The following is a 21425-nucleotide window of genomic DNA, read 5'->3' as shown; positions in this document are numbered from 1 at the left end:
ATGCGCGAAAAACTGTTCACGATGATGCGCCTGCTGGTGGACAAGGCGCTGGAGGGAAACCACATTCTCCAGGACGAGCGGGAGATTTCCAATTTCCTGGCGAGCCGGGGATTTCAGCAGGAAGACATCTATGACGCCCTTTCCTGGGTCCAGCAGCTCCCCCAGGACCGCCGCGAGCCGGGAGACCTCCTCGCGGAGAGCCGCAGAGGACGCGCGGTGCGCGTGCTGCACCCGGAGGAGCATTTGGCCTTCTCCCCCGCGGCGCAGGGAATCATCCACCGTCTCTATAACGCCGGGATCATCGACGATTGGCTCCGGGAGGAACTCATCCAGCGCTGCATCGACTTGAGCGAGGAGGAGATTGGGCTTCGGGAGGTGCGTACGGTCGCCCTCCTGGTCCTTCTCCGGGAACGCCGTGACGCCTTGCGGCCCGGCGTGCTACAGATGCTCCAGGATGACGACATCCGCCTGACGAACTGAGGCAGCATGATCGAAAAAAATTCCAAGGCCCGCCCGAGGGCCAAAAAGGCGAAGAAGGCCCAGCCCAAGAGCAGGCGGGCCCGGACGGCGGGAAGCACGGGCGGAGGCTCCTCCGCGACGAAGCTCCTCATCGTCGAATCGCCGGCCAAGGTGAAGACGATCCAGAAGATGCTGGGGCCGGAGTTCGCCATCATGGCCTCCAAGGGGCACGTCCGCGACCTCAAGAAGACCGGGGAGCGGAAAATGGGCATCGACGTCCGGAACGACTTCAGCGCCGACTACGGCGAGATTCCCGCGAAGAAGAAGGCCATCGATGAGCTCCGCCGGGCCGCCAAGGCCGCCGGGGAGATCTATCTCGCGCCCGATCCGGACCGCGAGGGTGAGGCCATCGCCTGGCACGTCAAGGAGATCATCGGGAACGGCCGCAAGGAGGATTCCATCTACCGCGTCTCCTTCAACGAGATTACCCCGCGGGCCGTCAGGGAGGCGCTCGAGCGCCCGGGCCGCATCGACCAGAAGAAGGTGGACGCCCAGGAAACCCGCCGCAAGCTGGACCGCATCGTGGGCTTCAAGCTCTCGGGCGAAATCCTCTGGAACAAGGTGGCCTTCGGCCTGAGCGCCGGCCGGGTGCAGTCCGTCGCCCTCCGCCTCATCTGCGAGCGCGAGGACGAGATCGAGGCCTTCCAGCCCAAGGAATACTGGACCATCACGGCGTTTCTCCAGAAAGAAGGCACCCCTCCCCCCTTCGAGGCCAAGATCCACCGGGTCGGGGACCGGGAGCCCGAAATCGGGACCGAGGCGGAGGCGCGGAGCCTCGCCGAACGCATCGCGCGGGCGGACCTCAGGGTTTCAAAGGTCGAGCGCCGCGAGCGCCGCCGCCGCCCACCCGCCCCGTTCATCACGAGCACGCTCCAGCAGGAGAGCTCGAACAAGCTCCGCTACGGCGCCAAGCGCACCATGAGCATCGCCCAGTCCCTCTATGAGGGCGTGGATCTCGGCCGCGAGCTCGGGACCGTCGGCCTCATCACCTACATGCGGACCGACTCCGTGCGCCTGGCTCCCGAGGCCGTGAACGCCGCGCGGGAGTATATCCAGAAGAACTTCTCGGCCGGCCACCTGCCCGAGAAACCGCCCGTCTACAAGACCGGGGAGATGGCCCAGGACGCCCACGAGGCCATCCGGCCGACCGACCCGAGCCTGCACCCGGACCGGGTCGCGAGCCGCCTGAAACCCGAGCAGCTGGCGCTCTACACCCTCATCTGGCGGCGCTTCCTGGCCGGCCAGATGGCCCCAGCCGTGTACGACCAGACGAGCGTGGACATCACGGCCGAGGATCTCCTGCTGCGCGCCACCGGGTCGGTACTCAAGTTCCCGGGCTTCCTCGACGTCTATCAGGAGAGGACAGAGGAAGCGGAGGGCCCGCCGGATAGCGAGGAGGAGAACGGGCGCGCGGGCGCCGGCGGCCGCGACCGGCTGCTGCCTTCCCTGGACGAGGGCGATCCGGTGCGGCTCCGCGGGACGGAGGCGGCCTCCAACGGCGTCCTCCCGGAGCAGCACTTCACCCAGCCGCCCCCGCGCTACACGGAGGCGGCCCTGGTCAAGGAGCTGGAGGAGGACGGCGTCGGGCGCCCGAGCACCTACGCCACCATCCTGGACACTCTGGAGAAGCGGAAGTATGTCACCGTGGAGCGCCGCAAGCGCCAGTTCACCCCCACCAGCCTCGGCCGGGAGGTGAACAAGCTGCTCGTGCGGGGCTTCCCCGACGTGATGGACGTCAAGTTCACGGCCAAGATGGAGAGCGACCTCGACGACATCGAGAAGGGGAGCACCCCCTGGCTGCCCATCCTGCGCACCTTCTACGACCGGTTCGACAGGACGGTGCAGACGGCCAAGAAGGCCCTGCCCAACCTCAAGACCCACACCGAGCCCGTCGACAGGGCTTGCCCGGAGTGCGGGGAGCCGCTGGTCAAGAAGTTCAGCAAGAACGGCTGGTTTATCTCCTGCTCCGCATATCCCGATTGCAAGTTCTCCGAAAGCCTGCCCGAGGAGGGCAGCCCCGAGGAGGATGAGGATCTCGTCCAGGGGGAGGAGAAGGCGCCTCCCTGCGAGGAGTGCGGGGCGTCCATGCAGGCGCGCCGGGGCCCATTCGGCCCTTACCTGGTCTGCTCGGAGTATCCGAAGGAGCACAAGACCCGGAAGATTCTCCCCGGCGGGAAGGCGGCGGCCGCGCCCATCCCGACGGGAGTGCCGTGCGGCCGGGAGGGCTGCGGCGGCGAGCTCGTGATGCGGCGCTCCCGGAAATCCGGGAAGCCGTTCTACGGATGCAACAAGTTCCCCGAGTGCAAGTACGTCGTATGGGACCGTCCCGTCGCCCGGCCCTGCCCGGCCTGCGGACATCCGATTTCCACGATCAAGGTCACGAAGAAGAGCGGAGTCCGCCTCGTTTGCCCGATCAAGTCCTGCGGGCACTCGGAGCCGGCCCCGCCGGGCCTGCTCGCCAGCCTGGGGGACGATCACACCGAATCGGAGAAGGAACAGGAGGTATCGGCTTGAGCGCGCGGCTGCGCGTCATCGGCGGCGGCCTCGCGGGGAGCGAGGCGGCCTGGCAGGCGGCGAAGCGGGGCATCGAGGTGGATCTCTACGAGATGCGCCCCCTGGTCCCGACCGCCGCCCATCAATCGGACGGCCTGGCGGAACTCGTCTGCTCCAATTCGCTGCGCTCCAACTCGCTGGAGAACGCCTCGGGGCTGCTGAAGGAGGAGATGCGGCGGCTCGACTCCCTCATCCTCCAGGCCGCGGACGCCACCCGGGTCCCGGCGGGCACCGCCCTGGCCGTGGACCGCGCCCAGTTCAGCAAGAAGGTGACCGAGGCGATCCAGGGAGAGCCCCGCATCCGCGTACACCGGGAGGAAGTGACCTCCCTCGATGGGGAGGCGCCGACCATCCTCGCCACCGGCCCCCTCACCAGCCCTGCGCTCGCGGCAGAGGTGGCGCGGCTGACCCAGGGAAAGTACCTCTACTTCTACGACGCCATCTCCCCTATTCTCTACGGCGAGAGCATCGACATGTCGGTGGCCTTCCAGGCCTCCCGCTACGGAAAGGACATGGCGGAGGAGAGCGAGGGGGATTACCTGAACATCGGCCTGAGCGAGGCGGACTACAACCGCTTCATCGACGCCGTCGTCGGAGGCGAGAAGATTCCGCTGAGGGACTTCGAGAAGGCCGTCTACTTCGAGGGCTGCCTGCCCATCGAGGAGATGGCGAGCCGGGGGCGCGACACCCTGGCCTTCGGACCGATGAAGCCGGTGGGGCTGGAGCATCCTGAGACGGGGCAGACCTACCACGCCGTGGTCCAGCTCCGGCGCGAGGACCTGACCGGGGAGTTCTTCTCCATGGTGGGGTTCCAGACCCGCCTCCGCTACCCGGAGCAGAAGCGCATCTTCTCCCAGCTCCCGGGGCTCGGGAACGCGCGCTTCCTCCGCTTCGGAAGCCTGCACCGAAACACCTACATCAACGCCCCCAAGCTCATGCGGGTCACCCTCCAGCTCAAGCGCCACCCTCACTTGTTCGTGGCGGGCCAGATCACCGGGGTCGAGGGCTATCTCGAATCCTCCGCCATCGGCCTCCTCGCGGGCCTGAACGCGGCGGCGCTCCTGCGGGGGGAGCCCATCGTCCCGCCTCCCCCCACCACGGCCCTGGGGGCGCTCAACCACTACATCGTGGAGGCGGACCCCAAGAACTTCCAGCCGATGAACGTCAACTTCGGACTCTTCCCGCCCCTGGAGAAGCGGGTCCCGCGCAAGGAGCGCAAGCGGCACGTCATCGAGCGCGCCTTGAGGGACCTCAAGCCATGGATCGAGCGGATGATGCCCCAGGTCGCCTGACCGGCGGCCTGGCCGGAGCCCGCCGCCGCTTCGAGGCTCACCTCCGCGAGGAGCGCAACGCCTCGGAGCACACGCTGCGGGCCTATGCCTCGGATCTGGCCGACTTCGACCGCTTCCTGCGGGAATGGGCGGGAGGGCCGGTTACCCCCGAGGAAGTGAACGCCCTGGCGGTGCGGGCCTACCTGGGCCACATGCACCGGCGCCGGGTGGACGCCTCCACGGTCAACCGCCACCTGTCGAGCCTGCGGACCTTCTTCCGCTTCCTCCGGCGCGAGGGGCTCGCGGCGGAGAACCCGGCCGAGGGAATCCCTTCCCCGAAGCAGTCCCGCAAGCTGCCGGCCTTCCTCCCGGTGGACGACGCCGACCGGCTCCTGAAGCTGCCCGACCCCGCCACCCCCGAGGGGCGGCGGGACCTGGCCATGCTGGAGATCCTTTACGGCTCCGGTCTCCGGGTGGGGGAGCTGGCGGCCCTGAACAATGAGGACGTGGACACGAAGGAGCGCCTCCTCCGGGTGCGCGGCAAGGGCCGGAAGGAGCGCATCGTCCCCATGACGAAGAAGGCGGCCCAGGCCGTCGAGCGCTTCCGGCCGGAGCGCCCTCCCCTGCCGGCCGGGGAAGCCGAGTGCGGGGCGTCGCCCTTCTTCCGCAGCGCGCGCGGCGGGCGGCTCACGACGGACCGGGCCCGAGACATCCTGCGGGGCTATGAACTCAAGGGTGGGTTCGGCTATCATTTCACTCCGCACGCGCTGCGCCACAGCGCGGCGACCCATCTCCTGGAGGACGGGGCGGACCTGCGGTCCATCCAGGAGCTGCTGGGCCACGCGAGCCTTTCCACCACCCAGCGCTACACCCAGGTGAATTTCGATCATCTCCGGGCCGTGTACGACGCCGCGCACCCCCGGGCCAAGGAGCGCGGCGCTCCAGGAAGGAAACGGGAAAAACGCCAATGACCGAACCCAATGCCAGGATCCGCTCCACCACCATCCTCGCCGTCCGCTACCGCGGCCAGACGGCCATGGGCGGGGACGGCCAGGTCACGATGGGCCAGACGGCCGTCAAGCTCGGCGCGGTCAAGATCCGCCGCCTGAGCGGGGGGAAGGTCCTCGCCGGCTTCGCGGGCTCCGCCTCGGACGCCATCGCCCTCTTCGAGCGCTTCGAGGGAAAGCTCGAGGAGTACCGCGGCAACCTCGCCCGGGCCGCCGTCGAGATGGGAAAAGACTGGCGCACGGACCGGGTGCTCCGGCGGCTGGAGGCCCTGCTCGCCGTCGCGAACCAGGAAACCTCCCTCATCCTCTCGGGCACCGGGGACATCATCGAGCCCGACGACGGAATCCTGGGCATCGGAAGCGGCGGTCCCATCGCCACGGCGGCGGCACGCGGGATCCTCAGCCTGGAGCCTGAACTGGCCGCCGCCGACGTCGTCCGCCGCGCCTTGGACATCACGGCGGATATCTGCATCTACACCAACCACAAGATCACGATCGAAAGCCTCTGATGGAACAGCTCATCCCCGCCCGCATCGTCGAAGAACTCGACCGCTATGTCATCGGCCAGGCGGAGGCGAAGCGCGCCGTCGCCATCGCGCTGCGCAACCGCTGGCGGCGCCAGCAGCTCCCCCCCGAGATCGGGGAGGACATCGCCCCCAAGAACATCATCATGATCGGCCCGACCGGTGTGGGGAAAACGGAGATCGCCCGCCGCCTCGCCCGCCTGGCCAAGAGCCCCTTCATCAAGGTGGAGGCGAGCAAGTTCACCGAGGTGGGCTACGTGGGCAGGGACGTGGAGAGCATCATCCGCGATCTCGTCGAGCTGGCCCGGAACATGGTCCGCGAGGAGATGCGCGAGGTCAACCGGGTGCGCGCGGAGAATCTGGCCGAGGAGCGCCTGCTGGACCTCCTCCTGCCCCGCCCCCCGGGCTTCGCCGCCATCGACGAGCGGGGCCAGCCGCGCGATCCCCTGGGCGAGGAAAGCTACAAGCGGACCCGGGAGAAGTTCCGCTCCCTCCTGGAGGAGGGCAGGCTGGACGACCGCGAGGTCGAGATGCAAGTGAGCGACAAGGGGCCGGAGATCCAGTTCCTGGGCGGGCCTGACCTCGAGCAGATGGGGCTGAACATCAAGGAGATCATGGGCGGCCTCTTTCCTCCGCGGAACCGCACCCGCCGCATGCGGGTGCCGGAGGCCTTCAAGCTCCTCTGCCAGGAGGAGGCCGACAAGCTCATCGATCCGGACAAGGCGAACTCCGAGGCCATTCACCGCACCGAGCAGTCGGGCATCGTGTTCCTCGACGAGATCGACAAGATCGCCACCAGCGGGGGCGGCCGCCACGGCCCCGACGTCTCACGGGAGGGGGTGCAGCGCGACCTCCTGCCCATCGTCGAGGGCTCGACCGTCCAGACAAAGCACGGGCCGGTCAAGACGGACCACATCCTCTTCATCGCGGCGGGCGCCTTCCACATGGCCAAGCCCTCGGACCTCCTGCCCGAGCTCCAGGGGCGCTTCCCCATCCGGGTGGAGCTCAAGCCCCTGGGCCGGGAGGACTTCGTGCGCATCCTCAAGGAGCCGGAGAACGCCCTCGTGCGGCAGTACCCGGCTCTCCTGGCCACCGAGGGCGTGAAGATCTCCTTCACCGACGACGCCATCCAGGAGGTGGCGGGCTTCGCCGCCCGGATCAACGAGCAGACGGAGAACATCGGCGCGCGCCGGCTCCACACCATCATGGAGCGCCTGCTGGAGGACATCTCCTTCTCCGCCCCGGACATGGCCGGACAGGAGATCTCCATCGACGCCGCCTACGTCCGCGATAAGCTCCAGGACATCGTCGAAAACCTCGACTTGAGCCGCTACATCCTCTGATTCCGCCCCGGGACCGGCCTTTCCTCCTCCCCTTGGCCCCGCCCTCCCCCCGGTGTATATTTCCCGCCCTGTTGGTAGCCCTTCCGGCACAGTGAGGAGCACCATGGACGCGAGAGAACGGGCGGCCACCCTGGTCGAGGCGCTTCCCTACATCCAGCGCTTCTCGGGGAAGACCGTGGTGATCAAGTACGGCGGGGCCGCTCAGGTGGAGAAGGGCCTGCAGTCGCCCTTCGCCCAGGACGTGGTGCTGCTCAAGTACGTGGGCATCAACGTCGTGGTCGTCCACGGGGGCGGGCCCCAGATCGGGGATCTCCTCAAGAAGATCGGCAAGGCGACCGAGTTCATCGAGGGCCTCCGGGTCACGGACGAAGAAACCGTCGGGGTGGTGGAGATGGTGCTCTCGGGCTCGACCAATAAGGGCATCGTCCGGCTCATCAACCGCCACGGAGGGGCCGCGGTGGGCCTCTCCGGATCGGACGCCGGGCTGACGCGCGCGCGGAAGCTCACCTTGAGCCGCAAGACCGCCGAGGGCGCGGACGAGATCGTCGACCTCGGCCATGTGGGCGAGGTGGTGAGGGTCGAGCCCGGCATCATCCACCACCTCACCCGGGCGCACTACATCCCGGTGATCGCCCCGCTGGGGGTGGACGACGACGGGAACGTCTACAACATCAACGCCGACTCCGCCGCCGGGGCCATCGCCGGCGCCCTGGCCGCGGAGAAGTTCATTCTCCTGACCGACGTCCCCGGAATTCAGGACAAGAAGGGAAACCTCATCAGCACCCTGAAGGCTCCCGACGCGCAGCGGCTGCGGGAAGAGGGCGTCATCCAGGGCGGCATGATCCCCAAGGTGGAGGCCTGCCTGGAAGCCCTGGCCTCCGGCGTGAAGAAGGCCCATATCGTGGACGGCCGAGTCCCCCACGCCGTCCTCCTGGAAGTGTTCACCGACGAAGGGGTGGGCACCCAGATCGTTCGCTGAGCCCCGGTTCAGAGAAAGGAACACCGCGATGTCCAACGCCGCGCTCGTCTCGCTCGCCGCCCAGCACGTGGCCCCCACCTACGGCCGCTACCCGGTGGCGCTGGTACGCGGGCAGGGCTGCCGCGTGTGGGATGCGGACGGGAAGGAGTACCTCGACTTCGTCTCGGGGCTGGCGGTGTGCAACCTGGGCCATTGCCATCCGGCGGTGGTGGCGGCGCTTCGGGAGCAGGCGGGCAGGCTCCTCCACGTGTCGAACCTCTACCACATCGAGCCGCAGATCCGCCTGGCCGAGCGCCTCACCCAGAACTCCTTCGGCCACAAGGTCTTTTTCTGCAACAGCGGCACCGAGGCCGTCGAGGCCGCGATCAAGCTGGCGCGCAAGTACTCCCACAAGAAGCACGGGGAGGGGCGGCACGAGATCCTGAGCTTCCAGGCGAGCTTCCACGGCCGGACCTTCGCCTCCATGACGGCGACGGGCCAGGAAAAGTTCCACAAGGGCTACCATCCTCTCGTGCCCGGCTTCCGCTATCTCCCCTTCGGGGATATCGAATCGGTGGCGGCCGCGGTGAGCGAGAAGACCTGCGCCATCCTGGTCGAGCCCATCCAAGGCGAGGGAGGGGTCAACGTCCCCCCCGAGGGCTTCCTCCAGGGGCTCCGGGACATCTGCGACGCCAACGACCTCCTGCTTCTCTTCGACGAGGTCCAGGTGGGGATGGGCCGCACCGGGAAGCTCTGGGCGCACGAGCACTACGGCGTGGCGCCCGACGCCATGAGCCTGGCCAAGGGCCTGGCCGGCGGCACCGCCATCGGCGCCCTGGTGGCGAGCGACAAGGCCATGGCCTTCGAGCCGGGGGACCACGCGGCCACCTTCGGGGGCAACCCGCTGGCCACGGCGGCGGGCTGCGCGGCCATGGATGCCACCCTGGCCCCGGGCTTCCTCGGGCGGGTGGAGGAGGTGTCGAATCACGCCCTGAAGCGCCTCCGGGAGCTGGCCTCGCGCCATCCCATCGTGAAGGACGTTCGCGGGAAGGGACTCCTCCTGGGAATGGAGGTGGACCGGGACGCGGCATCCATCGTGACGAAGGGCCTGGCGGCCGGCTTCCTCCTGAACGTGGCGGTGGGAAAAGTGATCCGGCTCATCCCGCCCCTGGTGGTGGAGCCCGCGATGATCGACAGGCTGGCGGACTTCCTGGACGGCGCGCTGAAGGACCTTGCGGCGTGATGAAGGACTACCTGGACGGCACCGAGCTCTCGGCCGAGAAGACGCGCGAGCTCCTGCGGGAGGCCCTCGACCGCAAGCGCCGGGGACGCTCCGCCCGGTCCGCTTCCCTGGCGGGGAAGACCCTGGCCCTGCTGTTCGAGAAGCATTCGACGCGCACGCGCGTCTCCTTCGAGGCGGGCGTGGCCCAGCTCGGCGGGAGGACCATCTTCCTCTCCCCGCAGGACACTCAGCTCGCCCGGGGCGAGACGCCCGCGGACAGCGCCCGCGTGCTAAGCGAGTACGTGGACGGGATCGTCGTCCGCACCTTCGGCCACGAGCGGGTGGAGGAGATCGCCCGCCACGCCTCGGTTCCGGTCATCAACGGATTGACGGACCTGCACCATCCCTGCCAGGCGCTGGCGGACTTCCTCACCCTCCTCGAGCGCTTCGGGCGCCTGGAGGGCCTCAAGCTCGCCTACCTGGGGGACGGGAACAATGTGGCCCACTCCCTCCTCCTCGTGGGCGCGTTGATTGGGGTGAGGGTGAGCGTCGCCTGCCCGCCCGAGCTTCAGCCCGATGCGGGGGTCGTGGCCCGGGCGCGGGAACTTGCGGCGGCCTCGGGCGCCATCATCCAGATAACGAACGAGATCCAGGCGGCGTGCGGGGGCGCTCACGCTCTTTACACCGACGTCTGGACCTCCATGGGCCAGGAGGGCGAGGAAGCCCTCCGCCACGAGCTGCTCACGCCCTACCGCGTGCACGGCGAGACTTTCCATTGGGCGGACAAGGACGCCGTCTTCATGCATTGCCTCCCGGCCCACCGGGGGGAAGAAGTCTCGGCCGAGGTCATCGACGGGCCGCGCAGCGTGGTGTTCCAGCAGGCGGGGAACCGCCTCCACGCGCAGAAGATCCTTCTGGAAGTCCTTCTCGGGGGAAATGATGGCCGCTAAGCCGCAAAAGGTGGTGCTCGCCTACTCCGGCGGGCTCGACACCTCGGTCATGCTGAAGTGGATCAAGGAGACCTACCGCTGCCCGGTCGTGGCCTACGCGGCGGACGTGGGCCAGGGAACGGGGGAGCTTGAGGGCCTCGAGAAGAAGGCGCTGGCGACGGGGGCGGACGAATGCCACGTCCTGGACCTCCGCGAAGAGTTCGCCCGGGACTTCGTCTTCCCCATGCTCCGGGCGGGGGCCGTGTACGAAGGCTCCTATCTCCTGGGTACCTCGATCGCCCGGCCCATCATCGCCAAGGGGCAGATGGAGGTGGTGCGCAAGACGGGGGCCGACGCCGTGGCCCACGGCGCGACGGGCAAGGGCAACGACCAGGTGCGCTTCGAGATGGGCTACGCGGCCTTCGACCCCTCGATCACCGTCATCGCCCCCTGGCGCACGTGGGACTTCGGCGGACGCTCCGAGCTCGTCGCCTATGCCCAGCGGCACGGCATTCCGGTGCCCGTCACGGCGGCGAAGCCCTACTCGATGGATCGCAACCTCCTCCACATCAGCTTCGAGGGAGGCATCCTGGAGGATCCCTGGGCCGAGCCTCCGGCGGACATGTTCGTCCTCACCGTCTCCCCCGAGAAGGCGCCGGACAAGCCCGCCTACGTGGAAGTCGGCTTCGAGAACGGCGACGCGGTTTCGCTGGACGGCGAGCGGCTCGCTCCGGTGGCCCTCATGGAGCGCCTGAATGCCTTGGCCGGGAGCCACGGCGTGGGCCGGGTGGACTTGGTCGAGAACCGTTTCGTCGGGATGAAGAGCCGGGGGGTGTACGAAACCCCGGCCGGCACCGTCCTCCACGCCGCCCGGCGCGGGGTCGAGTCCCTGACCCTCGACCGCGAGGTGCTCCACCTGCGGGACTCGCTCATTCCCCAGTATGCGCGGCTCGTCTACAACGGTTTCTGGTTCTCGCCCGAGCGGGAGTTCATCCAGGCGGCCGTGGACGAGGCGGCCCGCTCGGTCTGGGGCACCGCCCGGGTGAAGCTCTTCAAGGGGACCTGCCAAGTGGTGGGGAGGAGAGCCCCCAAGGAGAAGAACCTCTACCGGCCCGACCTCGCCACCTTCGAGGCCGACTCGGTCTACGCGCAAAAGGACGCCGATGGCTTCATCCGCCTGAACGCCCTCCGGCTCAAGGTCCGGGCCCAGCGGGGGAACTAATCCCGCGCGCATAAAAGGGCCGCCTTCGGGGCTTTTTCACGCCTAAACGCAAGATGACGCGGCGGAAACTTACGCCCGGGCGGCGGCCTTCTTGCTGCGCCTGGGCGCTGCGGCGCCCCCCGAGTAGCCGGGGAAGGCCACGAGGATGGGGCTGGCGACGTAGATGGAGGAATAGGTCCCAATGATGATTCCCACAATCAGGATAAAGGAGAAGTCCGCGATCACCTCCCCGCCTAGAAAGAAAAAGGCCAGAAGCGTGAGCAGCGTGGTGCCGCCGGTGAGAATGGTGCGGGAGAGAGTCTGGTTGATGGATGAGTTGATTACCTCGCCCAGTTCCGAGCGCCGCGAGAGGCGCGTGTTCTCCCGGATGCGGTCGAAGATGACGATGGTGTCGTTGATGGAGTAGCCGATGATGGTGAGCACGGCGGCCACAATGGGGAGGTTGAATTCCTTGCCGGTCAGGGACAGGATCCCCATCGTGATGATAACGTCATGGAGAAGGGCGACGATGGAGGCCGCCGCCGGCACGAACCGGAAGCGCAGCCCCACATAAATCAGAATGCCGATACAGGCGAAAATAAGGCTGCTCATCGCCTTCCGCTTCAGGTCCTCCCCCACCTGGGGCCCCACCGACTCCGTGCGCCGAATCTCCAAGGAACCTTTTCCGAAGGATTTTTCCAACGCTCCCGCGATCCGCTTGTCCACGCCCTCCACGTCGCTGCGGAACTCCTTCACCCGGATCAGGAATTCGCGATCCGAGCCGAACTCCTGGATGAGGGCGTCGCCCAGGTTCAGGGCCGAAACCGCCCCACGGATGTCGCCGATGGGCTTCTTCTCCTTGAAGGCCACCTGGACGATGGTCCCTCCCACGAAGTCGATGCCGTAGTTCAGCCCCCGCGTCGCGAGGAGAACGAAGGAGAGAAGGATCGCGGCGGCGGAGACACCCATGAACATCTTCCGCTTGCCTACGAAGTCGAAATTCAAGCCGGGCCGGAAGAATTCCATCAGATGCTCAGGCTCCTCACGTCGTGCCGGGAAAGCACGAAGTCATAGATCAAGCGAGTCACGAAGATGGCGGTGAACATGCTGACGATGATACCCACGCTCAAGGTAATGGCGAAACCCTTGATGGGGCCCGTCCCGAACTGGAGCAGCACCAGGGCGGCCACCAGGGTGGTTACGTTCGAGTCCAGGATGGTGAGGAAGGCCTTGTTGTAGCCGGCGTCCAGGGCGGAGCGGACCGTCTTCCCGAGGCGGAGTTCCTCTCGGATGCGCTCGAAGATGAGAACGTTCGCGTCAACGGCCATGCCGACCGTCAGGATGATTCCCGCGATTCCGGGCAGGGTCAGGGTGGCCTCGAAGAAGCCGAGGGCGCCCATCATAATCAGGAGGTTCAGCACCAGGGCCAGCACCGCGACGGAGCCGCTCAGCCTGTAGTAGAAACACATGAAAACCGCGGTGAGAAGAAAGCCCACGACGATACTGATGATGCCCTGGCGGATGGAGTCCGACCCAAGGGAAGGCCCCACCGTCCGCTCCTCCAGCACCTGGACCGGCGCCGGCAGCGCCCCCGCCCGCAGGGCGATGGCCAGGTCTCGCGCTTCCTCGATGGTGAAGCTGCCGGTGATCTGCGCCCTCCCCCCGCTGATCCGCTCCTGGATGACCGGAGCGCTGTACACCACCCCGTCCAGCACGATGGCCAGCCGCTTGCCCACGTTGGCCGCCGTGACGCGGTCGAAGGTCTGCGCGCCCAGGGAGTCGAAAGCCACGCTGACGTAGGGCTGATTGAAGCGGTCGCCGATCTCCACCCGGGCGTCCGTCAGGTTGTCGCCCGTCAGGAGGGCCTCCCGCTTCACGATCAGGGGCGTCTGGCGGACCGTCTGCCCCGTCGCCGGATCGCGCCTCGTCTCGAAGAGGAGCTGCGTCCCCTCGGGCGGCCCCGTCTGCTGGGCCTGGGCCGCGTTCGCGGAATCGTCCACCAGCTTGAACTCGAGCTGGGCCGTCTTGCCGATGAGGGCCTTGGCGCGTGCGGGGTCCTGCACGCCGGGGAGCTGGACGATGATCCGGCGCTCCCCCTGGCGTTGCAGCAAGGGCTCGCGCACGCCGAACTGGTCCACTCGGTTGCGAAGCGTCTCGATGGCCTGGGCCGCCGCCTGATCCATGATGCGGTTGGCCTGCTGGGCCGGCATCGCGTAGGCGAAGGTGGGGGGAGCGCCCTCGGTGCCCTGGAGGACGAGGTCCGGATAGCCCGCCATCAGGGAGAGGAGCTTGCCCCGGTCGCTTTCCCTGACCAAGCCGATGGTGACGCGGTTTCCCTCTCGCCGGAGGGTCTGGGTGCGGATGTCATCCTGGGTGAGACGGCTCTGGATCTCGGCGAAATAACGGTCGACCTTCGCCTCCACCGCCTTCTCGGCCTGGACTTCCAGCACGAGATGGATCCCGCCCTGCAGGTCCAGCCCGAGGTGGAGGCGCTCCTTCGGGGGAATCAGGAAAAAGACCGCGGCGCCGATCACGACGGCGACCACCGCGGCCCGCCATCCCATGCCTTTCATGTTTTCCTCTCACACTCCGGCCGAAGGGGGACCGCTCGGGCGGGCTTCCCTCCGTCGGATGCCGGAAGTCTCAGGAAGCGCCTTGCGGCTTATCGGCTTCCGCCGCCGTCTTGGAGGAGATGGCCGAACGATGGACGCGGATGCGCACGTTCTCGGCGATCTTCAGGGTGACCACGTCGTCCTTGATTTTCGCGATCTCGCCGAAGATGCCGCCGGCGATCACATTGTCGCCCGGCTTGAGGGCTTCAAGCATCGCCCGGTGCTCCTGCGACTTCTTCTGCTGGGGCCGGATCATCAGGAAGTAGATGATGACGAAGACCAGGAAAAACGGCGCCAACTGGATCAGGAAGCTCGGCTCTCCCCCGCCCCCGCCCGTCGCAGCGGCCGCCGCTTCGGGAACCAGCCCATCTATGAGCCGCTGCCACAGACCCGCGTGCATGTCCCCTCCCGTGAATTGGCAAAACCCGTTCTTGGTAGCAAAGGCCTGCCGCCTTGTCAATCGAAGGCTTTGAGAATCAGACCTTTATTCTTCGTCAGGAGAAACCGGGCCGAGGGGCTTCCCGGCCGGGCTCCGGCGAAGGCCCCGGCCCCTCGACGGGCCCTCGGGGTCCTGGCCGAGGGGGCCGCCCAACACCTTCTCCGCCCAGGCGGAGAAACGGCCGGAGCGGATCTCCTCCTGCATCCTCCCGACCAACTCCTGATAAAAGAACACGTTGTGGAGCGTCATGAGCCGCTGGCCGAGCGACTCCTCGGCCTGAAAGAGATGGCGCAGGTAGGCCCGGCTGAAGCCCCCCCGGCAGGCTGGGCAGCCGCACGCGGGATCGATGGGCGAGGCGTCCTCGGCGAATTCGTTCCGCTTGATGGAGAGCCGCCCTTCCCAGGTGAAGAGGTTGCCCCGCCGGGCGTGGCGCGTGGGCATGACGCAGTCGAACAGATCCGCCCCCAGCCGGACCGCCCGCACGAGATCTCCCGGGGTGCCCATCCCCATCACGTAGCGGGGCTTCTCCCGGGGGAGGACCTCCGCCGCCGCGGCCAGGAGGGCATCCGTCTCGCGCTTCCGCTCGCCCAGGCTGAGCCCGCCGATGGCGTAGCCGGGGAAATCGAGCGGCACGAGTTGCTCGGCGCTCCGGCGCCTCAGGTCCTCGAACGCGCCCCCCTGCACGATTCCGAACAACCCCTGATCCGGCCGCCTGTGGGCATCGAGCGCGCGCCGGGCCCACGCCGTCGTCCGGACGAGCGCCGCCTCGGCCTCCTCCCGCGTGTGCGGGAACCCGAGCGGCTCGTCCAGCACCATGGCGATGTCCGGCCCCAGCGCCTCCTGGATCTCCACCGCCCGCTCGGGGGTGAGCATGTGCCGGGCGCCGTCCAGGTGGCTCTGGAAGTCGATTCCCTCGTCCGTCACCCGGGCCAGGGGGGCCAGGCTGAAGAGCTGGTAGCCTCCGCTGTCGGTGAGGATGGGCCCGTCCCAGCCCATGAACCGATGGAGGCCTCCCAGGCGGGCGATGCGGTCCGCCCCGGGCCGCAGGGAAAGGTGGTAGGCGTTCGCGAGGAGAATCCGGCACCCGGCCTCGCGCAGGTCGCGCGGATCGAGGGTCTTAACGGTGGCCTGGGTCCCGACCGCCATGAAGGCGGGGGTTTCGAAGGCTCCGTGGGGAGTTTCGAGGAGGCCGCGCCTGGCCGCCTCTCCGGGTTCGCCGGCCGTGACTCGAAAACGGATGGGCGCGCTCACAGGACCTTGATCGGCCCCTCGGCGCTTCCGGAGAGGAACTGCCGCACCAGGGGGTCATCCATCGCCCGGAGCTCCTCCGGCGTCCCCTCGGCGGCGATGCATCCTTGGTGGAGCATGGCCACCCGATCCGCGAACTCGAGCGCCTTTTCCACATCGTGGCTGATCATGACGGAGGTGACGCCCAGCGTCTTCTGGGTGTGGACGATCAGGCGGTTGATCGAATCGGTCAGGATGGGGTCGAGGCCGGTGGTGGGCTCGTCGTAGAGGATAATCTCCGGCTCCCGCACGAGCGCCCGGGCGAGGCCCACCCGCTTCTTCATCCCGCCCGACAACTCGGAGGGCATGCGGTCCTCCACCCCCTCCAGGCCCACCAGGCGGAGCCTGTCCGTCACCCGCGCCATGATCTCCTCCGGAGACAGGCGCGAGTGCTCCCGCAGGGGAAACGCCACGTTCTCCGCCACGTTCATCGAGTCGAACAGGGCCGCCCCCTGGAAGAGCATGCCGAACTTTCCGCGGACGCGGTTGAGATCCCGGTCCCTCAGGCCGGTGATGTCCTCCCCGTCCACGAGGACCTGGCCCTTGTCGGGCCGGACCAGCCCGATCATGTGCTTCAGGAGGACGCTCTTCCCCTCCCCGCTCCGCCCGATGATGACGGTGATCTTGCCGGCGGGAATCCGGAAGCTCAGGCCGCGCAGGACGCGGTTCGCCCCGAAGGATTTCTCGAGACCGCGCAACTCGATCTTGGTCGCGCCGCTCACCGCTCCCCTTCCTCTCCGGCGGCCCCTCCGGCCATCCGGCCCCCCAGCACCCGAAACCCGACGCACCGCCCCTCGCGCATGTAGACGCGGGGGACGCGGGGGGAGATGCCGCATAAAATCTCGTACGGGATGGTTTCGGCCCGGGAGGCCAAGTCATCCATGGAGACGGCCTCCCCATCCCCGCCACCGAGGAGGACCGCCTCGTCCCCCATCCTTACTCCCTCGAGGCCGGTGACGTCCAGGGTCAGCATGTCCATCGAGACCCTTCCCGCGACGGGGACGCGCTTGCCGCGAAGGACGGCCTCCCCCCGGTTGGAGAGAAGGCGGGGGTAGCCGTCCGCGTAGCCGGCCGCCAGGACGGCGATGGCGCCCGCCGCCTTCCTCCGGTAGATGCCTCCGTACCCCACGGGCGCGCCGGCCGCAATGGGCTTGACCTGAATGATGGCCGCCTTCCACGTCACCGCGAGCCGGACCGGCGCCTTGCGCGCCGGCCCCAGGGGGCAGCCGTAAAGCGCGATCCCCGCCCGGACCAGCCCGCCCGGCGCCTCGGGAAAGAGAATCCCGCCGGCGCTGTTCGCGCAGTGAAGTATCGGCGGGAGCAGGCTCTCGGCCCGGAGCGCCTCCGCCACCGAGCGCACCACGGCGAACTGCCGCCGGGTTTCGTCCCCCCCCCATTCCTCGTCCGCGCGGGAGAGATGGCTCATCAGGCCCGCGGCCTCCACCCCGCGCAGGGCGGACACCCGGCGCAGGAAATCCGCCGCTTCGCCGGGGGCGATCCCCAGCCTCCCCATCCCCGCATCCACCTTGAGGTGGATCGCCGCCCGCCGCCCCAGGGCCTCGGAGGCCGCCGAGAGGGCCTCCGCCTGCGCCATGTCCCACACGGCCGCGTCGAGGCCCAGCGCGGCGATGCGGGGGGCACATCCGGGCAGGACGCCGCTCATCAGGAGAATACGGGCGCCCCGGGTGCCCCCCTCCCCCTCCTCCGCCCCGGGAGAGCGGAGCGCCTCCGCCTCCTCCACCGACGCCACGCACAGCCAGCGCGCCCCCGCCCGGCGGAACGCCCGGGCGGCCTCCACGCTCCCGTGCCCATACGCCTCGGCCTTGACCACGGCCATGACCTCGCGCCCGGCGGCCTCCGTCACTGTCCGGTAGTTCTGGGAGAGGACGTCGAGGTCCACGAAAAGGGCCGTGCGCATTCCCGGCCGCAGAGAGGCGCCCGCCGCCGGACCCCCGGCGAGGAAGGGCGCGCCCACGCCGCTCATGGCTCGAAAGCCTCACGGCTCCGCTGAGCCCGCCGACGTCCATGATCCCGAGCCCGCCCTTCGGCATGGCTCAGGCCGGTGAGCTTGCCGAACCGCCGAAGGGTCAAAACGGCGTCTCCTCCTCGCCGTAGGCGTCGGCCCCGGCCGGCGCGGGGGCCGCCGCAGAGGGGCTTTCATGGAAGGTGTCGAGGTTCGTGAATCGGGCGTAATCGGGGAAGAACCTGAGCTCCAGGTCTCCTATGGGGCCATTGCGCTGCTTGGCGACGATGATGGTGGCCACGCCCTTGTTCTCGGGGGTGGAACTATAATACTCCTCGCGGAAGAGAAGAGCCACGAGATCGGCGTCCTGCTCGATGGCCCCCGACTCGCGGAGGTCGGCGAGGGTGGGGCGCTTGCCCTCGCGCTGCTCGGCCTGGCGCGAGAGCTGGCTCAGCGCGACCACCGGGAGGTTGAGTTCCTTGGCTAGGCCCTTGAGGCCCCGCGAGATCTCGGAGATCTCCACCTGGCGGCTCTCACTGGAGCGCCCCCGGTGGGAGAGGAGCTGGAGGTAGTCCACCACAACGAGCCCCAATCCCTTGTCCGCCTGGAGGCGGCGGCATTTCGCACGGATATCGAAGACAGAGAGGTCGGTGGCGTCGTCGATGAAAATCGGCGCCTCGGAAAGCTCCCCCGCCGCGCGGATGAGGTCCGGCCACTTGCTGGAGGGCATGTAGCCGCTCTGGAGCTGGCGGGCGTTCACCATGGCCCGGCCGCACATCATGCGGATGGCCAGGGAGCGGGCGCTCATCTCGAGGCTGAAGATGGCGGCCGGGACCTTGGCGGCCACCGCCGCATACTCGGCGACGCAGAGCGCGAAAGCGCTCTTGCCCATGCTGGGCCGCCCGGCGATGATGCACAGTTCCCCGGGCTGAAGGCCGGCCGTGAGGCGGTCGAAGTCGGTGTAGCCGGTCGGGACACCGGTCACGAGCTCCTTGCGGTCGTAGAGCTCCTCCAGGTGCGGGAAGGTGATCTTGATGACATCCCGCATGCTCCCCATGCTCTGCTGGTAGCGGTCGGAGGAGACTTCGAGGATGGCGCGCTCGGCGTCGTCCACGATTCCGTCCACCTCTTCCTCGGCCGTGATGGCGCGCTCGGCGATGGCGTTGGACGCCTGGATCAGGCTGCGGAGGATGGCCGCATTGCGGATGAGCTTGGCGTGGGTCACCGCCCGGCGGGCGCTCGAGACGTCGTCCGCCAGGCGGGCGACGCTCTCGGAGCCCCCGGCCGTCTCGAGCTGGCCTTCCTTCTTGAGGGCGTCCACGACGGTCAGGATGTCGATGGGGTCGGAACGCTCGAACAGGCGGACCATCGCCTCGAAGATGACCCGGTGATTCCTCCGGTAGAAGTGCTCGGGGCGCAGCACCTCCATCACGGGCGCCACCATGCCGGGATCGAGAAGAAGGGCGCCCAGGACGCGCTCCTCGGCCTCGATGTTCTGGGGGGGCAGGCGGTCCCTGCCCTCGGACCTTTGGGCTTCGGGAGGGGTCAAGGAACGGCTCCGAGGATACGTGAAGCGACGAGCGAAACCGGGCGTGGACGACAGCCTACCGCAGTTCAGGCGTAAGCGGAAGCCCCGGCAATCCATTGAAAAAGGCCGCCTTGGGGCGGCCTTTTTCAAGCACTTGCTTCTACTGCGGCGGAAAAAAGCTCCCTACCCGGCGCTCTCCTCCGCCTTCTCGGGAGAGCCTTCCCCGCCTTCTCCGGACGCCGCCTCGGGCGCCCCCTCACCGGGAGCCTCCTCGGCGACGACGCGGACGCGCACCGTCGTCTTCACCTCGGGATGGAGCCGGATGGCGACATCATGATCCCCCACCCGGCGGATGGGTTCCTCGAGGAGGATGCGGCGGCGGTTCACCTCGAGCCCCTGGGCCGCCAGGGCCTCCTCGATCTGCCGGTTGGTGACCGCGCCGAAGAGGCGGCCGTCCTCGCCGGCCTTCATGGTAAGCTCCACCTCGATGCCCTTGAACTTGCCGGCGAAGTCCTCGGCGGAGCGCCGCGCCGACTGGATCTGCGCCTCCCGCACGCGCTGCTCGTGCTGGGTGGCGCGGACGGTGCTGGCCGTGGCGTGGAGAGCCAGCCCGCGGGGGATGAGATAGTTCAGGGCGTAGCCGTCCTTCACCTCGACGATGTCGCCGACCTCGCCAAGGTTCTCGACTTCCTTCCGCAGGATCACGCGAGCCATCTTCTCGTCTCCTCGTCCTAGCCGTGATCCACGGTATAGGGCATCAAGGCCATGTAGCGGGCCCGCTTGATGGCGACGGTGAGCTGCCGCTGGAAGCGGGCCGAGGTGCCGGTGACGCGGCGGGGAATGATCTTTCCGCGCTCGCTCACCATGTTCCGGAGGGTCTTCACGTCCTTGTAATCGATATACGCGATCCCCTCCGCCGTGAACCGGCAGATCTTCTTGCGCACATACCGCTTCTTCTTTTTCTTCTTCTTGTCGCCCGCCGGGCGAGGCATCATGATCATCTGCTTCCTCCAGGCCCTTCTCTCAAGCCTATGCGGCTAGAATGGAATGTCGTCGTCGGTCATGGGAGGCTCGTCCCCTCCCCGGGAGGCCCCGCCGCCCTGGTAGGCGCGGGAGCCCCCGCCCTCGCCGCCGTCTTCCCGGCGGGCGAGGATGTGGACCGTGTTGGCCACCACCTCGTGCTTGCTCCGCTTCTGGCCGTCCTGGCCCTCCCAGCTCCGGAAGCTGAGGCGGCCCTCCACGAGGATTGGGCTTCCCTTGCGGCACTGCTCGATGATCCAGTCCCCCTGCTTCCCGTAGACGACGATGTCGACGAAGCAGGTGTCCTCCTTCCACTCCTCGCCGCTGCGGTAGCGGCGGTTGACAGCCAGCCCGAAGTTCACGACCGACGACCCGGAGGGGAGGAAGCGCTTCTCGGGATCGCGCGTCATGTTCCCCCGCAGAAAAACGGCGTTCATCTGGGCCATGGCAGCCTCCCGCCCGGAACCGGGCTAGTCCTCATCCCTCCGGCCCCGGTCGCCGCGATCTCCCCGATCCCTATCGCCGCGATCCCTGTCGCCCCGGTCGCCGCGATCCCGTTCTCCCCGGTCGCGATCGCCGCGGTCGCGATCGCCCCGGTCGCGATCGCCCCGGTCGTCGTCGCCGCGCCGGCCCTCCTGCGCCATGGCGGCCTGCCGCTTCGCGTTCTGCTCGTTTCTCTCGAGCTTGCGGAGCAGGGCGGCGTCCATGCGGATCGTCATGTAGCGGTAGGTGTCCTCGTTGAGTCGCATGCCGCGCTCAATCTCCTGGACGACCGCCGGTTCGGACTTGTAGGTGACGATGTAGTAGAAGCCGTGCCGCTGGCGCTGGACGGGATAGGCGAGGCGCTTCTTGCCCCACCGATCCACCTTGAGGACTTCCCCGCCCCCCGCCGTCACTTGATTGCTGAAGTTCTGGACGCTTTCCTCGACCGCTTCATCGGTGAGGTTCGGGGACAGCAGGACCATCGTTTCATATTGAGGCATTCGAATCTCCCCATGGACTGAGCGGCCCCGGCCCTTTTGGCCGGAGCGAGGAGGAACATCAAGGGC

General features: G+C 68.1%; 21 protein-coding genes. 10 read left to right on the top strand and 11 right to left on the bottom strand.

From position 1 onward, the window contains the following. The 10 genes from HYZ11_14845 (at position 1) to HYZ11_14800 (ending at position 11548) form a co-directional block, all read left to right on the top strand. Positions 1 to 480, top strand: coding sequence for a DUF494 family protein (locus HYZ11_14845; GenBank protein MBI3128881.1), 480 nt, complete (start codon positions 1 to 3; stop codon positions 478 to 480). A gap of 6 nt (positions 481 to 486) precedes the next feature. Beyond that, complete coding sequence (gene topA, locus HYZ11_14840) at positions 487 to 3033, top strand: type I DNA topoisomerase (protein MBI3128880.1); 2547 nt, start codon at positions 487 to 489, stop codon at positions 3031 to 3033. Further along, positions 3030 to 4364 carry a methylenetetrahydrofolate--tRNA-(uracil(54)-C(5))-methyltransferase (FADH(2)-oxidizing) TrmFO gene (gene trmFO / locus HYZ11_14835; GenBank protein ID MBI3128879.1) on the top strand — a complete coding sequence of 445 codons (1335 nt, stop codon included), beginning with the start codon at positions 3030 to 3032 and terminating at the stop codon, positions 4362 to 4364. The genes topA and trmFO overlap by 4 nt, the downstream gene beginning before the upstream one ends. Further along, positions 4331 to 5314, top strand: a complete 984-nt coding sequence (locus HYZ11_14830) for a tyrosine recombinase XerC (GenBank protein ID MBI3128878.1) — start codon at positions 4331 to 4333, stop codon at positions 5312 to 5314. Before trmFO ends, HYZ11_14830 begins: the two co-directional genes overlap by 34 nt. Continuing rightward, positions 5311 to 5859: an ATP-dependent protease subunit HslV gene (hslV, locus tag HYZ11_14825; GenBank protein MBI3128877.1), complete on the top strand. Its 549-nt coding sequence runs from the start codon at positions 5311 to 5313 to the stop codon at positions 5857 to 5859. The genes HYZ11_14830 and hslV overlap by 4 nt, the downstream gene beginning before the upstream one ends. Beyond that, entirely contained in the window at positions 5859 to 7217 is a 1359-nt protein-coding gene (gene hslU, locus HYZ11_14820; protein ID MBI3128876.1) for an ATP-dependent protease ATPase subunit HslU, read from the top strand. Before hslV ends, hslU begins: the two co-directional genes overlap by 1 nt. A gap of 103 nt (positions 7218 to 7320) precedes the next feature. Continuing rightward, positions 7321 to 8196: an acetylglutamate kinase gene (gene argB, locus HYZ11_14815; GenBank protein MBI3128875.1), complete on the top strand. Its 876-nt coding sequence runs from the start codon at positions 7321 to 7323 to the stop codon at positions 8194 to 8196. A gap of 28 nt (positions 8197 to 8224) precedes the next feature. Further along, complete coding sequence (locus HYZ11_14810) at positions 8225 to 9418, top strand: aspartate aminotransferase family protein (GenBank protein ID MBI3128874.1); 1194 nt, start codon at positions 8225 to 8227, stop codon at positions 9416 to 9418. Next, the gene (gene argF / locus HYZ11_14805; GenBank protein ID MBI3128873.1) at positions 9418 to 10347 is read left to right on the top strand and encodes an ornithine carbamoyltransferase; all 930 of its coding nucleotides are present in this window, start codon (positions 9418 to 9420) and stop codon (positions 10345 to 10347) included. Before HYZ11_14810 ends, argF begins: the two co-directional genes overlap by 1 nt. Then, positions 10337 to 11548, top strand: coding sequence for an argininosuccinate synthase (locus tag HYZ11_14800; GenBank protein MBI3128872.1), 1212 nt, complete (start codon positions 10337 to 10339; stop codon positions 11546 to 11548). Before argF ends, HYZ11_14800 begins: the two co-directional genes overlap by 11 nt. A 69-nt stretch (positions 11549 to 11617) precedes the next feature. Here the strand turns inward: HYZ11_14800 and secF are convergent, their stop codons facing one another. From secF to rpsF, 11 genes are all read right to left on the bottom strand, one after another. Further along, entirely contained in the window at positions 11618 to 12553 is a 936-nt protein-coding gene (gene secF / locus HYZ11_14795; protein MBI3128871.1) for a protein translocase subunit SecF, read from the bottom strand. Beyond that, positions 12553 to 14100, bottom strand: a complete 1548-nt coding sequence (gene secD / locus HYZ11_14790; GenBank protein MBI3128870.1) for a protein translocase subunit SecD — start codon at positions 14098 to 14100, stop codon at positions 12553 to 12555. Before secD ends, secF begins: the two co-directional genes overlap by 1 nt. Before the next feature lie 70 nt (positions 14101 to 14170). Further along, positions 14171 to 14539 (bottom strand): preprotein translocase subunit YajC, encoded by a 369-nt coding sequence (gene yajC / locus HYZ11_14785; GenBank protein ID MBI3128869.1) that lies wholly within the window; start codon positions 14537 to 14539, stop codon positions 14171 to 14173. 84 nt (positions 14540 to 14623) lie between these two features. Further along, on the bottom strand, positions 14624 to 15817 hold the full coding sequence (gene tgt / locus HYZ11_14780) for a tRNA guanosine(34) transglycosylase Tgt (protein ID MBI3128868.1): 1194 nt from the start codon (positions 15815 to 15817) through the stop codon (positions 14624 to 14626). Between the two features lie 8 nt (positions 15818 to 15825). Next, the gene (locus HYZ11_14775; protein ID MBI3128867.1) at positions 15826 to 16701 is read right to left on the bottom strand and encodes an ABC transporter ATP-binding protein; all 876 of its coding nucleotides are present in this window, start codon (positions 16699 to 16701) and stop codon (positions 15826 to 15828) included. Next, a complete protein-coding gene (alr, locus tag HYZ11_14770) occupies positions 16584 to 17849 on the bottom strand; it encodes an alanine racemase (protein MBI3128866.1) in 1266 nt (421 codons plus the stop codon). The genes HYZ11_14775 and alr overlap by 118 nt, the downstream gene beginning before the upstream one ends. A 103-nt stretch (positions 17850 to 17952) precedes the next feature. Next, a complete protein-coding gene (dnaB, locus tag HYZ11_14765) occupies positions 17953 to 19473 on the bottom strand; it encodes a replicative DNA helicase (protein ID MBI3128865.1) in 1521 nt (506 codons plus the stop codon). 66 nt (positions 19474 to 19539) lie between these two features. Continuing rightward, positions 19540 to 20070: a 50S ribosomal protein L9 gene (locus HYZ11_14760; protein MBI3128864.1), complete on the bottom strand. Its 531-nt coding sequence runs from the start codon at positions 20068 to 20070 to the stop codon at positions 19540 to 19542. Positions 20071 to 20087: 17 nt separating this feature from the next. Further along, positions 20088 to 20348, bottom strand: coding sequence for a 30S ribosomal protein S18 (gene rpsR / locus HYZ11_14755; protein ID MBI3128863.1), 261 nt, complete (start codon positions 20346 to 20348; stop codon positions 20088 to 20090). Between the two features lie 45 nt (positions 20349 to 20393). Next, positions 20394 to 20822 (bottom strand): single-stranded DNA-binding protein, encoded by a 429-nt coding sequence (gene ssb, locus HYZ11_14750; protein ID MBI3128862.1) that lies wholly within the window; start codon positions 20820 to 20822, stop codon positions 20394 to 20396. 24 nt (positions 20823 to 20846) lie between these two features. After that, positions 20847 to 21359: a 30S ribosomal protein S6 gene (rpsF, locus tag HYZ11_14745; GenBank protein MBI3128861.1), complete on the bottom strand. Its 513-nt coding sequence runs from the start codon at positions 21357 to 21359 to the stop codon at positions 20847 to 20849. Between the last annotated feature and the right edge of the window lie 66 nt (positions 21360 to 21425).

It is taken from the genome of Candidatus Tectomicrobia bacterium (genome assembly GCA_016192135.1).
Lineage (GTDB): Bacteria > UBA8248 > UBA8248 > UBA8248 > UBA8248 > 2-12-FULL-69-37.
This window is presented reverse-complemented; position numbering and strand designations above follow the sequence as displayed.

Coding starts and splice junctions, on each gene's coding strand:
- HYZ11_14830 (MBI3128878.1), top strand. CDS start 4,331: ATGGATCGAGCGGATGATGCCCCAGGTCGCCTGACCGGCGGCCTGGCC.
- rpsR (MBI3128863.1), bottom strand. CDS start 20,348: ATGCCTCGCCCGGCGGGCGACAAGAAGAAGAAAAAGAAGAAGCGGTAT.
- HYZ11_14760 (MBI3128864.1), bottom strand. CDS start 20,070: ATGGCTCGCGTGATCCTGCGGAAGGAAGTCGAGAACCTTGGCGAGGTC.
- hslU (MBI3128876.1), top strand. CDS start 5,859: ATGGAACAGCTCATCCCCGCCCGCATCGTCGAAGAACTCGACCGCTAT.
- topA (MBI3128880.1), top strand. CDS start 487: ATGATCGAAAAAAATTCCAAGGCCCGCCCGAGGGCCAAAAAGGCGAAG.
- argF (MBI3128873.1), top strand. CDS start 9,418: ATGAAGGACTACCTGGACGGCACCGAGCTCTCGGCCGAGAAGACGCGC.
- rpsF (MBI3128861.1), bottom strand. CDS start 21,359: ATGCCTCAATATGAAACGATGGTCCTGCTGTCCCCGAACCTCACCGAT.
- ssb (MBI3128862.1), bottom strand. CDS start 20,822: ATGGCCCAGATGAACGCCGTTTTTCTGCGGGGGAACATGACGCGCGAT.
- alr (MBI3128866.1), bottom strand. CDS start 17,849: ATGAGCGGCGTGGGCGCGCCCTTCCTCGCCGGGGGTCCGGCGGCGGGC.
- dnaB (MBI3128865.1), bottom strand. CDS start 19,473: ATGGATTGCCGGGGCTTCCGCTTACGCCTGAACTGCGGTAGGCTGTCG.
- yajC (MBI3128869.1), bottom strand. CDS start 14,539: ATGCACGCGGGTCTGTGGCAGCGGCTCATAGATGGGCTGGTTCCCGAA.
- hslV (MBI3128877.1), top strand. CDS start 5,311: ATGACCGAACCCAATGCCAGGATCCGCTCCACCACCATCCTCGCCGTC.
- HYZ11_14810 (MBI3128874.1), top strand. CDS start 8,225: ATGTCCAACGCCGCGCTCGTCTCGCTCGCCGCCCAGCACGTGGCCCCC.
- HYZ11_14775 (MBI3128867.1), bottom strand. CDS start 16,701: ATGCGGCATCTCCCCCCGCGTCCCCCGCGTCTACATGCGCGAGGGGCG.
- argB (MBI3128875.1), top strand. CDS start 7,321: ATGGACGCGAGAGAACGGGCGGCCACCCTGGTCGAGGCGCTTCCCTAC.
- HYZ11_14845 (MBI3128881.1), top strand. CDS start 1: ATGCGCGAAAAACTGTTCACGATGATGCGCCTGCTGGTGGACAAGGCG.
- HYZ11_14800 (MBI3128872.1), top strand. CDS start 10,337: ATGGCCGCTAAGCCGCAAAAGGTGGTGCTCGCCTACTCCGGCGGGCTC.
- secD (MBI3128870.1), bottom strand. CDS start 14,100: ATGAAAGGCATGGGATGGCGGGCCGCGGTGGTCGCCGTCGTGATCGGC.
- secF (MBI3128871.1), bottom strand. CDS start 12,553: ATGGAATTCTTCCGGCCCGGCTTGAATTTCGACTTCGTAGGCAAGCGG.